This is a genomic window from Saccharothrix variisporea, assembly GCF_003634995.1.
Classification (GTDB): domain Bacteria; phylum Actinomycetota; class Actinomycetes; order Mycobacteriales; family Pseudonocardiaceae; genus Actinosynnema; species Actinosynnema variisporeum.
Window position 1 is genome coordinate 6,016,271 of the sequence record NZ_RBXR01000001.1, and the last position, 14,568, is coordinate 6,030,838.

Annotated in this window: 17 protein-coding genes; 11 read left to right on the top strand and 6 right to left on the bottom strand. The window is 69.4% G+C overall.

Features of this window, described 5'->3' with window-relative positions:
* Positions 1–11: 11 nt before the first annotated feature.
* From DFJ66_RS27460 to yhjD, 10 genes are all read left to right on the top strand, one after another.
* Positions 12–1,232, top strand: a complete 1,221-nt coding sequence (locus DFJ66_RS27460; protein WP_121225166.1) for an NADP-dependent isocitrate dehydrogenase — start codon at positions 12–14, stop codon at positions 1,230–1,232.
* Between the two features lie 201 nt (positions 1,233–1,433).
* Positions 1,434–1,745: an SH3 domain-containing protein gene (locus DFJ66_RS27465; RefSeq protein WP_121225168.1), complete on the top strand. Its 312-nt coding sequence runs from the start codon at positions 1,434–1,436 to the stop codon at positions 1,743–1,745.
* Between the two features lie 9 nt (positions 1,746–1,754).
* On the top strand, positions 1,755–1,976 hold the full coding sequence (locus tag DFJ66_RS27470) for a hypothetical protein (RefSeq protein WP_121225170.1): 222 nt from the start codon (positions 1,755–1,757) through the stop codon (positions 1,974–1,976).
* Between the two features lie 11 nt (positions 1,977–1,987).
* A complete protein-coding gene (locus DFJ66_RS27475; protein ID WP_121225172.1) occupies positions 1,988–2,779 on the top strand; it encodes an exodeoxyribonuclease III in 792 nt (263 codons plus the stop codon).
* A complete protein-coding gene (locus DFJ66_RS27480; RefSeq protein ID WP_121225174.1) occupies positions 2,772–3,047 on the top strand; it encodes a chorismate mutase in 276 nt (91 codons plus the stop codon). Before DFJ66_RS27475 ends, DFJ66_RS27480 begins: the two co-directional genes overlap by 8 nt.
* 63 nt (positions 3,048–3,110) lie before the next feature.
* Positions 3,111–3,251: a hypothetical protein gene (locus tag DFJ66_RS43640; protein ID WP_211351342.1), complete on the top strand. Its 141-nt coding sequence runs from the start codon at positions 3,111–3,113 to the stop codon at positions 3,249–3,251.
* Positions 3,252–3,372: 121 nt separating this feature from the next.
* The gene (locus DFJ66_RS27485) at positions 3,373–5,838 is read left to right on the top strand and encodes a bifunctional FO biosynthesis protein CofGH (RefSeq protein ID WP_397556302.1); all 2,466 of its coding nucleotides are present in this window, start codon (positions 3,373–3,375) and stop codon (positions 5,836–5,838) included.
* Positions 5,839–5,998: 160 nt separating this feature from the next.
* Positions 5,999–6,319, top strand: a complete 321-nt coding sequence (locus DFJ66_RS27490) for a hypothetical protein (RefSeq protein WP_121225178.1) — start codon at positions 5,999–6,001, stop codon at positions 6,317–6,319.
* A gap of 110 nt (positions 6,320–6,429) precedes the next feature.
* Positions 6,430–7,467 carry a tryptophan--tRNA ligase gene (gene trpS, locus DFJ66_RS27495; RefSeq protein WP_170199686.1) on the top strand — a complete coding sequence of 346 codons (1,038 nt, stop codon included), beginning with the start codon at positions 6,430–6,432 and terminating at the stop codon, positions 7,465–7,467.
* 27 nt (positions 7,468–7,494) lie between these two features.
* A complete protein-coding gene (gene yhjD, locus DFJ66_RS27500; RefSeq protein WP_121225183.1) occupies positions 7,495–8,493 on the top strand; it encodes an inner membrane protein YhjD in 999 nt (332 codons plus the stop codon).
* Here yhjD and DFJ66_RS27505 read toward each other — a convergent pair whose 3' ends face one another.
* Together DFJ66_RS27505 and DFJ66_RS27510 are read right to left on the bottom strand one after the other, a co-directional pair.
* Positions 8,494–8,841, bottom strand: a complete 348-nt coding sequence (locus tag DFJ66_RS27505; RefSeq protein ID WP_121225185.1) for a hypothetical protein — start codon at positions 8,839–8,841, stop codon at positions 8,494–8,496.
* Between the two features lie 26 nt (positions 8,842–8,867).
* Positions 8,868–9,101 carry an SCO4848 family membrane protein gene (locus DFJ66_RS27510; RefSeq protein ID WP_121225187.1) on the bottom strand — a complete coding sequence of 78 codons (234 nt, stop codon included), beginning with the start codon at positions 9,099–9,101 and terminating at the stop codon, positions 8,868–8,870.
* A gap of 117 nt (positions 9,102–9,218) precedes the next feature.
* Here DFJ66_RS27510 and DFJ66_RS27515 point away from each other — a divergent pair, with 117 nt between their 5' ends.
* Positions 9,219–10,445: a D-alanyl-D-alanine carboxypeptidase family protein gene (locus DFJ66_RS27515; protein ID WP_246029926.1), complete on the top strand. Its 1,227-nt coding sequence runs from the start codon at positions 9,219–9,221 to the stop codon at positions 10,443–10,445.
* Between the two features lie 723 nt (positions 10,446–11,168).
* Here DFJ66_RS27515 and DFJ66_RS27520 read toward each other — a convergent pair.
* The 4 genes from DFJ66_RS27520 to sdhC are packed head-to-tail and all read right to left on the bottom strand — an operon-like array spanning position 11,169 to position 14,560.
* On the bottom strand, positions 11,169–11,951 hold the full coding sequence (locus DFJ66_RS27520; protein WP_121225192.1) for a succinate dehydrogenase iron-sulfur subunit: 783 nt from the start codon (positions 11,949–11,951) through the stop codon (positions 11,169–11,171).
* Positions 11,951–13,702 (bottom strand): succinate dehydrogenase flavoprotein subunit, encoded by a 1,752-nt coding sequence (sdhA, locus tag DFJ66_RS27525; RefSeq protein ID WP_121225194.1) that lies wholly within the window; start codon positions 13,700–13,702, stop codon positions 11,951–11,953. Before sdhA ends, DFJ66_RS27520 begins: the two co-directional genes overlap by 1 nt.
* Before the next feature lie 23 nt (positions 13,703–13,725).
* Positions 13,726–14,136, bottom strand: coding sequence for a succinate dehydrogenase hydrophobic membrane anchor subunit (locus DFJ66_RS27530; RefSeq protein WP_121225196.1), 411 nt, complete (start codon positions 14,134–14,136; stop codon positions 13,726–13,728).
* Position 14,137: 1 nt separating this feature from the next.
* Positions 14,138–14,560, bottom strand: coding sequence for a succinate dehydrogenase, cytochrome b556 subunit (sdhC, locus tag DFJ66_RS27535; protein ID WP_121225198.1), 423 nt, complete (start codon positions 14,558–14,560; stop codon positions 14,138–14,140).
* Positions 14,561–14,568 lie beyond the last annotated feature (8 nt).

A 14,568-nucleotide genomic window follows, 5' to 3' on the forward strand; every position in this document is an offset into this window, starting at 1 on the left:
GCGCCCTGAGTATGGGCAAGATCAAGGTTCAGGGAACCGTCGTCGAACTCGACGGCGACGAGATGACCCGGATCATCTGGCAGTTCATCAAGGACAAGCTGATCCACCCGTACCTGGACGTCAACCTCGAGTACTACGACCTGGGCATCCAGCACCGGGACGACACCGAGGACCAGGTCACGATCGACGCCGCCCACGCCATCAAGAAGCACGGCGTCGGCGTCAAGTGCGCCACGATCACGCCGGACGAGGCGCGGGTCGAGGAGTTCGGCCTGAAGAAGATGTGGGTCTCGCCCAACGGCACGATCCGCAACATCCTCGGCGGCGTCGTCTTCCGCGAGCCGATCATCATCAGCAACATCCCGCGGCTGGTGCCGGGCTGGACCAAGCCGATCATCATCGGCCGCCACGCCCACGGCGACCAGTACAAGGCCACCAACTTCAAGGTGCCGGGCGCGGGCGAGCTGACCATCACGTTCACGCCCGAGGACGGCTCCGAGCCGATCCAGCACGTCGTGGCCAACTACGGCCCCGACGGCGGCGTGGCGCTGGGCATGTACAACTTCAACAAGTCCATCGAGGACTTCGCGCGCGCCTCGTTCTCCTACGGGTTGCAGCGCAACTACCCGGTGTACATGTCGACGAAGAACACGATCCTCAAGGCGTACGACGGCGCCTTCAAGGACATCTTCCAGCACGTGTTCGACACCGAGTTCAAGGACAAGTTCGAGGCCGCCGGCCTGACCTACGAGCACCGGCTGATCGACGACATGGTCGCCGCCGCGCTCAAGTGGGAGGGCGGCTACGTCTGGGCGTGCAAGAACTACGACGGTGACGTGCAGTCCGACACCGTGGCGCAGGGCTTCGGCTCGCTGGGCCTGATGACCTCGGTGCTGATGACCCCGGACGGCAAGACCGTCGAGGCCGAGGCCGCGCACGGCACGGTCACCCGCCACTACCGCCAGCACCAGGCCGGCAAGCCGACCTCCACCAACCCGATCGCGTCGATCTACGCGTGGACCGGTGGCCTGAAGCACCGCGGCAAGCTGGACGGCACCCCCGAGGTCACCGGCTTCGCCGAGACCCTGGAGAAGGTCATCATCGAGACCGTCGAGAGCGGCAAGATGACCAAGGACCTGGCCCTGCTGGTGGGCCCGGACCAGGAGTGGCTGACCACCGAGGACTTCCTCGGCACCCTGGACGAGAACCTGCAGAAGCGCATGGCCGGCTGAGCCGCGCTCGAGCCGATCGAAGGGGACCGCTTCCCGGCGGTCCCCTTCGTCGTTCCCGGGGGTGGGTGATCGGCGCGTGACCGGGTCACCCGTCCGGTTCCCCTGCCGGGTGGAATCGGCGCCAGGACGTTCAGCGAAGGCCCCCGCCGCGCTATATCTGCACTTCAGGCGCAGTGCGCAGGGTGCGGGGAGGCGTGGGCGATGTTCGGGATTCCGTTGCGCGGCATGATCGTGATCGGGGTGCTGGGAGCGGCCGGGTTGATGTACGTGGCCAACGACGGCAAGCAGCTCGTGCCCGACAAGGTGTCCCAGGAGTGCAAGGTGACCGTGACCGCGGACATCCTCAACGTCCGCTCCGGCCCCGCCGACACCCAGCCGATCGTGGCGACGGTCCAGCGGGACGCGGTCGTGAAGGCGGAGCGCACGGTCACGAACGGGTTCCGGCTGCTGTCGGACGGCCGGTGGGTCAACGACCAGTTCGTCACGCCCACCTCGGACAGCAACTGCGCTTAGATTGGCCGCATGTTCTTCCGATGGCGGACGTCCCGCCGCAACGAGGTGACCACGTGCGCGTGCGAGCCCGAGTGGCCCGAGCTGCGCGCGACCCTCGACGGGCACGAGGTCCGCGGCGTCCCGTCCCCCGAGGGCAGCAGCCCGATGGTGCTGTTCCTCGGCCTGGTCGCCACCTGCGCCCGCTGCGGCGCGGTGTACCCGCACGGCTGGGCCGTCGCCGCTCGCGATTAGGCTCCCGGTCCGTGCTCACCGTCTCCACCGTGAACGTCAACGGCCTGCGCGCCGCCGCCAAGAAGGGCTACCTGGAGTGGCTCGCCGCGACCACGGCGGACGTGGTGTGCATCCAGGAGGTCCGCGCGGAACCCGGCCAGCTGACCGACGAGGTCCGCGCCCCGGAGGGCTGGCACACCGCCCACGCGCACTCGGAGCTCAAGGGCCGCAACGGTGTCGCGGTGCTCACGCGCGAGGCGCCGCAGGCGGTGCGCATCGGGTTCGGCGCGGCGGAGTTCGAGCACTCGGGCCGGTACGTGGAGGTCGAGCTGGCGGACGTCGTCGTCGGCAGCCTGTACCTGCCCAGCGGCGACGTCGGCACGCCCCGGCAGGACGAGAAGGAGCGGTTCATGGCCGCGTTCCTGCCGTACCTGGTGGAACTGCGCGAGAAGGCGGCGGCGGACGGCCGCGAGGTCGTGGTGTGCGGCGACTGGAACATCGCCCACCGCGAGGCGGACCTGAAGGCGTGGAAGACCAACCAGAAGTCGTCGGGCTTCCTGCCGTCCGAACGGGCGTGGCTGACCGACGTCTTCTCCTCCGGCTACGTCGACGTGGTGCGCTCCCTGCACCCGGACGTGGCGGGCCCGTACTCGTGGTGGTCCTACCGCGGCAAGGCCTTCGACAACGACTCCGGCTGGCGCATCGACTACCAGGTGGCGACCGAGGGCTTGGCGGCGCGGGCGACCAGTGCCGTGGTCGAGCGGGCGGCGACGTACGGCGAGCGGTGGTCGGACCACGCGCCGGTGACGGTGACTTATGCCTGAGTCGTTGGACGAGGTGCGGGCCGGGATCGACGCGATCGACGGCCAACTCGTGCGGTTGTTGGCGGAGCGCCAAGGGTTGGTCAAGGCGGCTGCGGCGTTCAAGAAAGACGAGGATGCCGTGCGGGCGCCTGATCGGGTTGCGCAGGTGATCGCCAAGGTGCGTGCCCGGGCCGAGGAGGTCGGGTTGGCGCCGGAGGTGGCCGAGGCGGTCTGGCGGGCCATGATCGGGGCGTTCATCGAGCTGGAGCTGGCCGAGCACCGGCGCTGAGCTGCACCGATCCACCCGACGGCCGACTTCGCTCGTTCGGCCCCGCTTCACGCCACGCTGGACGTGGCGGCCACGGCAGTCGGCACCGGTTACCGCGGGCTCGTCGCCGGACCGGGGTGGCCGCTGGTCGTCCGCGCCGACCTGGCCCCGAACTGCTCGTGGCCGGTCGACCACCGGTCCCGTGACTTCCCCGGGCTGCCATAAGGATCGGCACAGTGCCCAATATCACTCCAGTTCAGAGGCGGAATACGCGGGGCCTACTGTCGTTGACGTGACCGTGGACATCTCGATCACCCCGCCCGAGCCCCAGCCCAGCGCGGCGGCCATGCGCCGTGCCTTGCGCCGTGCCGCCGATGGTGCCGTCCTGGACGTGACCGAGGCATCGGTGTTGCTGCACGCGCGTGGTGAGGACCTGGACGCCCTGTTGGAGGCGGCCGGGCGGGTGCGGGACGCGCACCTGCTCGCCGAGGGGCGGCCCGGGGTGGTGACCTACAGCCGCAACGCGTTCATCCCGCTGACCCGGCTGTGTCGGGACCGTTGCCACTACTGCACGTTCGCGACCGTCCCGCACAAGCTGCCGGCTGCGTTCCTGGAGCGGGACGAGGTGCTGGAGATCGCCCGTGCCGCCGCCGCACAGGGTTGCAAGGAAGCGTTGTTCACGTTGGGTGATCGGCCGGAGGAGCGCTGGCCGCAGGCGCGGGAGTGGCTGGAGGCCCGCGGTTACTCCTCGACGCTGGACTACGTGCGGGCCAGTGCGATCGCGGTGTTGGAGGAGACCGGGCTGCTGCCCCACCTCAACCCGGGTGTGTTGAGCTGGGAGGAGTTGCAGCGGCTGCGTCCGGTGGCGGCCAGCATGGGGATGATGCTGGAGACCACCGCGGAGCGGTTGTGGTCGGAAAAGGGTGGCCCGCACTACGGGAGTCCGGACAAGGAGCCGGCGGTCCGGCTGCGGGTCTTGACCGACGCCGGCCGGGTGAACGTCCCCTTCACGACCGGGATCCTGATCGGGATCGGGGAGACGATCACCGAGCGCGCCGAGTCGTTGTTGGCCATGCGGGCGGTGGCCAAGCAGTACGGGCACATCCAGGAAGTGATCATCCAGAACTTCCGCGCGAAGCCGGACACCGCGATGCGCGGGATGCCGGACGCCGACCTGCACGAACTGGCCGCCACCATCGCGGTGGCGCGGTTGGTGATGCCGTCGTCGACGAGTGTGCAGGCGCCGCCGAACCTGGTGGGCGAGGAGTTCGGCCTGATGCTGCGCGCCGGCATCGACGACTGGGGCGGCGTCTCGCCGGTGACCCCCGACCACGTCAACCCCGAACGGCCGTGGCCACACCTCGATGTGTTGGACGCTCGCACAAAAGCCGCTGGGTACGCTTTGCGCGAGCGTCTGGCGGTTTACCCCCGGTACGTCCGGGCGGCGGCGGGCCAGTGGATCGACACCCGCCTCACCGGGCACGTGCAGGCGCTGGCCCTGTCGGACGGCCTGGCCGACCCGGACGCGCCGGTGGTGGGCCGGGAGTGGCAGGAGCCGGACGGTGGCCTGGACACCTACGGGCGCGCGGACCTGAACACCGCGATCGACACCGAGGGCCGCACGGGCGACCGGCGCGGGGACTTCGACTCCGTCTACGGCGACTGGTCCTCGCTCACCGTCCCCAAGGCCGTGGAGCGCCTGCCCGAGGACACCGCGCGAGCCCTGAAGATCGCCGCCGACGACCCGGCGAAGCTGCTGGAGGACACGGCGGCGGCGATGGCGCTGCTCACCGCCGACGGCGAGGCCCTGGAGACCATGACGCGACTGGCCGACGACCTGCGCCGCGACGTCGTGGGCGACGACGTGACCTACGTGGTGAACCGGAACATCAACTTCTCCAACGTGTGTTACGTGGGGTGCCGGTTCTGCGCGTTCGCGCAGCGGGAGCGGGACGCCGACGCGTTCCGGTTGAGCGTGGACGAGGTGGCCGACCGGGCGCAGGAGGCGTGGGACGCCGGGGCGACCGAGGTGTGCATGCAGGGCGGGATCGACCCGAAGCTGCCGGTCACCTACTACGCCGACATCGTGCGGGCGATCAAGGCGCGGGTGCCGGGGATGCACGTGCACGCGTTCAGCCCGATGGAGATCGTCTCGGCGGCCGCCAAGGCCGGGGTGAGCGTGCGGGAGTGGCTGACCGAGCTGGCCGCGGCCGGCCTGGACACCATCCCCGGCACCGCCGCGGAGATCCTGGACGACGACGTCCGCTGGGTGCTGACCAAGGGCAAGCTGCCCACCGAGACGTGGCTGGAGGTCGTGGCCACCGCGCACGAGGTCGGCATCCGGTCCTCCTCGACCATGATGTACGGGCACGTGGACCACCCCGGCCACTGGCTGGGCCACTTCCGCACCCTCGCGGCGCTGCAGGACCGCACCGGCGGGCTGACCGAGTTCGTCGGACTCCCGTTCGTGCACCGCAACGCCCCCATCTACCTCGCCGGCGTCGCCCGCCCCGGCCCCACCCGCCGCGACAACCGGGCCGTGCACGCCTTCGCCCGACTGGCCCTGCACGGCCGCATCGACAACACCCAGTGCTCCTGGGTGAAGCTCGGCGACGAGGGCACCGCCGAGGTGCTGCGCGGCGGCGCCAACGACCTGGGCGGAACGCTGATGGAGGAGACCATCAGCCGCATGGCCGGGTCCGAGCACGGGTCGTCCCGTACCGTCGAACAGCTGCACGCCACTGCGGCATTGGCAGGACGCCCGGCACGGCAGCGCACTACGACGTATGGCCGAGTGGAGGGTGTGAGGTAACCCCCACGGGCGAGCGGGTGAGCGGGGATGGCTAGTCTGCCGTCCGGTCGCGTTTTACCCGAACTCAACACGCGGAGCACCACAGCTTCGATAGGTTCGCGGCCGTCCGTCAACAAGGTTCACCCGTACGTGGGGTGACGCGTTGCGAGGAGGCTCGGCAGTGCGCGGTCGCTGTGCAGCACTGGGTCTGGTCGTGGGCACGGTGTCGACGCTGGTCACCACGGGTGTGGCGACGGCGGGGACGACCGCGGTCGCGGCGGCCCCGGTGTCGATGAACGCGCCCGTCGGTATCGCCGCGGTGGCGTTCGGCGTGGTCGGCCTGGTGACGGGCCTGGTCCGGCGCCGGCGCGCGGCGGTGCAGCGCGCCCAGACGGGGCCGAACGCCCTGGTCGAGCCCGTGCAGCCGGTGGACGCGCCGGTGACCCTGCCGACGACCGCCCTCGCCGCGCCGACCCCGGCCCTGGACGCGGCCAAGAGCTGACTCCCGGCGGGCTACGGCCGGCGGTGGGCGGACTGAGCCGTCCGGAGCAGTGCGCGGCCGGGTGCCCGCCCGCTTCCCCGGCCGTGGGGCGCGCCTGGGAGAATCGCGCTGTGTCTGCTGCGAACACCGCTGAGAGCCAGGCCACTCCGGTGAGCCGCCCCCGCGTCCTGTCCGGCATCCAGCCGACGGCCGGGTCGTTCCACCTCGGCAACTACCTCGGCGCGATCCGCCAGTGGGTGGCGCTGCAGGAGACGCACGACGCCTTCTACTGCGTGGTCGACCTGCACGCCATCACGGTGGAGCAGGACCCGAAGGTGCTCCGGCAGAACACGCGCACCTCCGCCGCCCAACTCCTGGCCCTCGGCATCGACCCGGACACGGCCACGCTGTTCGTCCAGAGCCACGTCCCCGAGCACGCCCAGCTCGGCTGGGTCCTCCAGTGCCTCACCGGGTTCGGCGAGGCCAGTCGGATGACGCAGTTCAAGGACAAGTCCGCCCGCCAGGAGACCCAGGTCGGCGTCGGCCTGTTCACCTACCCGATCCTCCAGGCCGCGGACATCCTGCTCTACAACGCCCACCACGTCCCGGTCGGCGAGGACCAGCGGCAGCACCTCGAACTCACCCGGGACCTCGCCCAGCGGTTCAACACCCGCTACGGCAAGACGTTCCGGCTGCCCGAGGCGTACATCGTCAAGGACACCGCCAAGATCTACGACCTCCAGGACCCGACCGCGAAGATGAGCAAGTCCGTCCCCACGGGCGTGGTCGAGCTGCTGGAGGACGTCAAGCGGTCCGCGAAGAAGATCCGGTCCGCCGTCACCGACACCGGGCGGGAGATCGCGTACGACCCGGAGAACAAGCCCGGGGTCAGCAACCTGCTGGTCATCTACTCGGCGTTGTCCGGGCGGACGATCGACGAGCTGGTCGCCGACTACGCGGGCAAGGGGTACGGGGACCTGAAGAAGGACCTCGGCGAGGTGTTCAGCGAGTTCGTGACGCCGGTGCAGGAGAAGGTCACGACGTACCTGTCCGACCCGGCCGAGCTGGACAAGGTGCTGGCCAAGGGTGCGGAACGGGCGCGCGAGGTGGCTTCGAAGACCCTCGCGCGGGCGTACGACAAGGTGGGCTTCCTGCCGAGTGGCGCGTGATCACCGCAACCCCTAGCGTTCCGTAGCGTGGCGGAAGAGTCCAAGCTCGACAGGCTGCGCCGCGAGCGCCCGTGGCTCGATCACCTGGTCCGCGCGGGCGAGCGCTACTCCAAGCAGTACGGCACGCACTACGCCGCCGCGGTGACCTACTTCAGCGTGCTGTCGCTGGTCCCGATGCTGATGATCGGCTTCGCCATCGCCGGTTTCGTGCTGTCCTCGCAACCCCAGCTGCTGGACGAGCTGCGGGGCAGCATCGCCGAGAACGTCCCGGGCGCGCTGGGCGAGACGATCAACGACGTCGTCAAGCAGGCCATCGACTCCAAGGGCACGGTCGGCGTCTTCGGCCTGCTCGGCGCGGCCTACTCCGGGCTCGGCTGGATGAGCAACCTCCGCGACGCCCTCACCGCCCAGTGGGGGCACGCCAAGGAGGACATGCCGTTCCTCAAGACCGCCCTCAAGGACCTGCTGGCGCTGGTCAGCCTCGGGGTCGCGCTGGTCGTGTCGTTCGGCCTCACCGCCGCGGGCAGCGGGTTCGCCGAGCTGGTGCTGGAGTTCGTGGGCCTGCACGGCGTGTGGTGGGCCGAGGCGCTGCTGAAGGTCGGCACGATCGTGCTCGCGCTGGCCGCGAACTGGCTGGTGTTCCTGTGGGTGCTGGCGAAGCTGCCGCGCAAGCCGGTCGGCTGGCGCAGCGCGCTCAAGGGCGCCGCCGCCGCGGCGATCGGGTTCGAGGTGCTCAAGCAGGTCGGGACGATCTACCTGTCCACCGTCACGTCCTCGCCCGCCGGCGTCGCGTTCGGCCCGATCATCGGTGTGCTGGTGTTCGCGAACCTGGTGGCCCAGTTCCTGCTGTTCATCACCGCGTGGACCGCGACCGCGCGGGAGAACCTGCTGAAGGACCTGCCCGCACCGCCGCCACCCGCCGTCATCCGACCCGTGGTGGAGGTCACGAAGACCCCCAGCGCCCGCGCCGCCGCCGGACTGATCGGCGCGGGGCTGGTGGCCGGCCTGCTGCTCAGAAGGCGCTGATCACTGCCAGAAGACGGCGAGTGCGACGTTCACCACGACAAGCCCGACGAGGGTCTGCGGCAGCCACGACGGCGCCTTCGGCTTGTTCAGGTTCGCCGCCGCCAGACCGCCGATCACGACCAGGACCAGCAGCTTGATGCCCAGCTTGACGTGGTTGTACTCCTTGTCGGTCAGCGGGGCGAGCGCGTAGAGCGCCACGCCGGTGACCAGCTGGAGCCCCACGCCGTGCAGCCAGCCCTTGTTCAGCGGCGCGTCCTTGCCCGCCCGGTTCTGGACGAAGAACATCGCGACGAGCATTGCCATGCCCAGCAGGTGCAGGAACACCAGCAACAGGCGCACGAACTCCACGGCGGAGCCTCCAGGTGTGTGGTGGGTTACTTGCGAAGCGTGCGGGAGGCCCGCACCCCGCGCACGCCCAGCACGCCGATGACCGTGCCGAACGCGAGCGACGCGACGATGAGCACCAGGTGCACGGTGAAGAACGCGGTCGGGCCGCCGTCCCACGAACGGGGGTCCTTCCAGATGGCGCGCAGGAAGTTCGGCCAGATCACCCAGGACCACACCCCGAAGGCCACCAGGAACAGCGACATGCCACGGGAGAGCTTCACGGATGCAGTATCGGCCGTGGCGGGTGCACGTCACTCAACCGGGGTGGCTAGCCTGGTCGGGTGCGTTCCCCCGCGTCACGACGGCCTGTAGCCACGGCCCTGGCTGCCTGCACGCTGTTGGCCACCGCTGTGTTCGGTGCGTCGTCGGCCCAGGCCCAGCCCGCCCCGTGCGACAACCGGGTGTCACCGCCGCCTGCGGTGGACACGTCCGAACAGGTGCCCCCGGGCACCCAACCGCCGCGCCCGCTGGAGGTGCCGGAGAACCCGGTCGGCGGCGAGCGGCTGGGCGAGTGCGGCCTCGTGCTGCCCTCGAACGCCCAGAAGCTCCCGGACGACATCAGCGCCCGCACGTGGCTGGTGGCCGACATGGACTCGGGCGCCGTCCTGGCCGCCTACGACCCGCACGGCCGCCAACGGCCCGCGTCGGTCATCAAGGTGCTGCTGGCGATGGTGGTGGCCAAGGAGCTGTCCCCGGACGCCACGGTCGCCGCGACCCAGGAGGACGCCGACCAGGAGTGCACGTGCGTCGGCCTGCGGGTGGGCACCGAGTACACCGTCGAGCAGCTCCTGCAGTCGCTGGTGATGGCCTCGGGCAACGACGTGGCCCACGCGCTCGCCCGACGACTGGGCGGCCTGCCCAGCGCCATCCGCAAGATGAACGCGCTGGCGGCCGAGCTGGGGGCGCTGGACACGCGCGCGGTCACGCCGTCGGGCCTGGACGCACCCGGGACGAGCACGTCGGCCTACGACGTGGCGCTGATCTTCCGCGCGGCGATGAAGTACCCGGACTTCGCCAAGGCCGTGGTCACCCAGAAGATCGACTTCCCGTCGAAGACCGGCGAGGGCACCGTCCCGGTCTACAACGACAACAAGCTGCTCACGTCCTACGAGGGCGCTCTGGGCGGCAAGTCCGGCTTCACGGACGACGCCCAACACACCTACGTGGGCGCGGCAGAGCGCGACGGACGGCGGCTGGTGGTCGTGCTGCTGCGCGGCCAGCAGTCCCCGATCCGGATGACCGACCAGGCCGCACGGCTGCTGGACTGGGGCTTCGAGCTGCCGAAGGACGCCTCCGTGGGCCGCCTGGTGGACGGGGCGCCCCAGGCGAAGAAGAAGACCACCGAACCCAAGCCGACGCCGACCAGCGCGGCCGTGGGCCAGGTCGCCGAAACACGCCAGACGCAGGCCGTGGCCATGGACAAGGCGTTCGGAACCGTGGGCTTGCCCGTCACGGCCGCCGCCGGCCTGGGCCTGGTCGCGGCCTTCGTCCTGTACCTGCGCAACCGTCGGGCAAAGGCCGCCAGGGCGGCCCGCGCAGCGGCTCAAGCCTCGCAGAACGGCTAGAAACCGCCCAGGACCCGAGGACCCCGAACCGGCGAAGCCGGCAGTCCGAAGGCCTTGCCGAGCGGCAGTCCACCGGAAGGGACACAACTCAACTCGGGCTTCTTGCTTTTGTCATCTCCGTATGGCCTGCCCGAAGGGCTACCACATTTTCCAGGGGTTGCGGCCGAAAGTTTTGCGAGGAACGAGCAAAAGTTTTAGCGGCAACCCCTGGAAAATGTGGTAGGCTCCGCCAGGCCATACGGAGATGACAAAAGCAAGAAGCCCCCGCCGTTGTAGTTGAGTCATCTTTGGTGGCCTGCCCGCCGGCGAGGCGCTTTTCGCTTTTAAGAGCTTTGAACTCAACGCTTCGCTCTCAAGCCGAACGCGCTTCGCGCTCTTGGGAGCGCTGCGCGCTCGAAAGATCGAAAGATGAAAAGCGGCGCTCGCCGCGCGGCAGGCCGCCAGCGGGGGGTGAAGGGCGTCGGTTCCCCCGCCGTATGGCCTGGCGGAGCCAACCACACTTCGGGCCGGGTGCCGCTAAAACTTTTTGCTCGTTCCTCGCAAAAACTTTCGGCTGCACCCGGCCCGAAGTGCGGTAGCCCTTCGGGCAGGCCATACGGCGGGGGAACCGAGGCCCTCCACCTGTGGTGGTCACCACCGGAGACAGCGCGCTGCGCGCGCCGAAAAGCGAAAAGAAGGCGGGGCCACCCGGAAGTGGTCCCGCCTTCTTTTTCGTGCTCAGTGCTAGACGCGCTTGAAGAGCAGGGCGCGCTTGACCTCCTGGATGGCCTTCGTCACCTGGATGCCACGGGGGCAGGCGTCGGTGCAGTTGAAGGTCGTTCGGCAGCGCCACACGCCGTCGATGTCGTTCAGGATGTCCAGGCGTTCCTCGGCTCCCTCGTCGCGGGAGTCGAAGATGAAGCGGTGGGCGTTGACGATGGCTGCCGGGCCGAAGTACGAGCCTTCGGTCCAGTACACCGGGCACGACGTGGTGCAGCAGGCGCACAGGATGCACTTCGTGGTGTCGTCGAAGCGCTCGCGGTCGGCTACCGACTGGATGCGTTCGCGGGTCGGCTCGTTGCCGTAGGTGATCAGGTACGGCTTGACCGCACGGAACGCCTCGAAGAACGGCTCCATGTCGACCAGCAGGTCCTTGTTCACCGGCAGGCCCTTGATGGGCTCGATGGTGATCGTGGTCTGCTTGCCCTTCGGCGCCAGCAGGTCCTTCAGCAGCACCTTGCAGGCCAGGCGGTTGACGCCGTTGATGCGCATGGCGTCCGAGCCGCAGATGCCGTGCGCGCACGAGCGGCGGAAGGTCAGGGTGCCGTCGAGGTACCACTTGACGTAGTGCAGCAGGTTGAGCACGCGGTCCGAGGGCAGGGCCGGGATCTCGAACTCGTCCCAGCGCGGCTCCGGGTCGACCTCCGGGTTGAACCGGCGGATCTTCAGGGTGACGGTGATGGCGCCGTCCGGCACCGGGGGCTGGGCGCCGCGGGAGCCGGTGGACACTTCAGCGGTAGCGGTCATCAGTACTTGCGCTCCATCGGCTGGTACCGGGTGAACGTCACGGGCTTGTAGTCCAGGCGGATGTCCGCCGACAGGCCCTCGCCCTGCTTGTAGTACATGCTGTGGCGCATGAAGTTCGTGTCGTCGCGGTTCGGGTAGTCCTCGCGGGCGTGGCCGCCGCGGGACTCCTTGCGCGCCAGCGCGCCGACCACCAGGACTTCGGCCAGCTCCAGCAGGAAGCCCAGCTCGACGGCCTCCAGCAGGTCGGTGTTGAACCGCTTGCCCTTGTCCTGCACGGTGATCCGCTGGTACCGCTCCTTGAGCGCCTGCACGTCGTGCAGGGCCTGCTTGAGTGTGTCCTCGGTGCGGTACACCGACGCGTTCTTGTCCATCGTGGCCTGGAGCTCGGTGCGGATGTCCGCGACGCGCTCGTGGCCGTGCTCGGACAGCACCAGCGCGACCTGCTCCTCGACCACCTTGGCGGGGTTCTCCGGCAGGTCCACGTGCTCGTGGCTGTTGGCGTACTCGGCGGCGGCGATGCCCGCGCGGCGGCCGAACACGTTGATGTCCAGCAGGGAGTTGGTGCCCAGGCGGTTCGCGCCGTGGACGGAGACGCACGCGCACTCGCCCGCCGCGTACAGGCCGGGGACGATGTGGTCGTTGTCCCGCAGCACCTCGCCGTGCACGTTGGTGGGGATGCCACCCATCGCGTAGTGCGCGGTCGGGTACACCGGCACCGGCTCCTTCACCGGGTCGACCGCGAGGTAGGTGCGGGCGAACTCGGTGATGTCCGGCAGCTTGGTCTCCAGGACCTCGGCGCCCAGGTGCGTGCAGTCCAGCAGCACGTAGTCCTTGTTCGGGCCCGCGCCGCGACCCTCGATGACCTCCAGGGCCATCGACCGGGCGACGATGTCGCGCGGTGCGAGGTCCTTGATGGTCGGGGCGTAGCGCTCCATGAACCGCTCGCCGGACGCGTTGCGCAGGATCGCGCCCTCGCCGCGCGCGCCCTCGGTGAGCAGGATGCCCAGGCCTGCCAGACCGGTCGGGTGGAACTGGTAGAACTCCATGTCCTCCAGGGGCAGGCCCTTGCGGAAGACGATGCCCATGCCGTCGCCGGTCAGCGTGTGGGCGTTGGACGTGGTCTTGAAGACCTTGCCGAAACCGCCGGTGGCGAACACGACCGACTTGGCGTGGAAGACGTGGATCTCGCCGGTCGCGAGCTCGTAGGCCACCGCGCCGGTGCAGACCGGGCCGTCCTCGGTCTCGGTCAGGCAGATGTCGAGCACGTAGAACTCGTTGAAGAACTCGATGCCGTGCTTGACGCAGTTCTGGTACAGCGTCTGGAGGATCATGTGGCCGGTGCGGTCGGCCGCGTAGCAGGCCCGGCGCACGGCCGCCTCGCCGTGGTTGCGGGTGTGGCCGCCGAACCGCCGCTGGTCGATCTTGCCCTCGGGCGTGCGGTTGAACGGCAGGCCCATCTTCTCCAGGTCGAGGACCGCGTCGATGGCCTCCTTCGCCATGATCTCGGCGGCGTCCTGGTCGACCAGGTAGTCACCGCCCTTGATCGTGTCGAAGGTGTGCCACTCCCAGTTGTCCTCCTCCACGTTCGCCAGCGCGGCGCACATGCCGCCCTGCGCGGCGCCCGTGTGGGAGCGGGTGGGGTAGAGCTTGGTGAGGACCGCCGTGCGGGCGCGCTGACCGGACTCGATCGCGGCGCGCATCCCGGCGCCGCCGGCGCCGATGATCACGACGTCGTACTTGTGGAACTGCATGTCGTGGTACTCCCCGCGGCGGGTCAGTCGGTGATGTTCGGGTCGAAGGTGAAGATCACGTACGTGCCGAGGCCGATGATCAGCACCATCGAGACGTACAGCAGCACCTTGAGCCAGAACCGGGTGGCGTCCTTGCGGGCGTAGTCGTTGATGACCGTGCGCAGGCCGTTGCCGCCGTGGATCTGCGCCAGCCACAGCATCGCCAGGTCCCAGAACTGCCAGAACGGCGAGGCCCAGCGGCCGGCGACGAAGCCGAAGTTGATGCGGTGCACACCGCCGTCGAGGACGTTCATGATGAACAGGTGGCCCAGCACCAGCACCACGAGCGCCAGGCCCGAGATGCGCATGAACAGCCAGCTGTACAGCTCGCCGTTGCTGCGGCGGGCGGCGGGGCGGCGCGGGGTGCGCGGCTTGGCCAGGGTCAACTCGCTCATCTCACTGACCCCCGAACATCTCGGTCACCGTGCGGACCAGCATGAAGTAGGCGCCCGGAACCATCACGAGCACCCAAACGGCCAGGATCGCCCAGAGCATCTGGCGCTGGTAGCGCGGACCCTTGGCCCAGAAGTCGACGAGCATCACGCGGATGCCGTTGAGCGCGTGGTAGAGCACCGCCCCGACGAGGCCGACCTCGAACAGGTTGACGACCGGGTTCTTGTAGGTCTCGATGACCTTGTCGTACGCGTCCGGCGACACCCGCACCAGCGCGGTGTCCAGGACGTGCGCGAACAGGAAGAAGAACGTCAACACACCGGTGATGCGGTGGGCGACCCAGGACCACATGCCCAGATCGCCACGGTAGAGCGTGCCGCCTCCCTTGGAGGTGCCCGACCGCTCGGTTGCGGTGGTGCCGGCCATGCGCAACG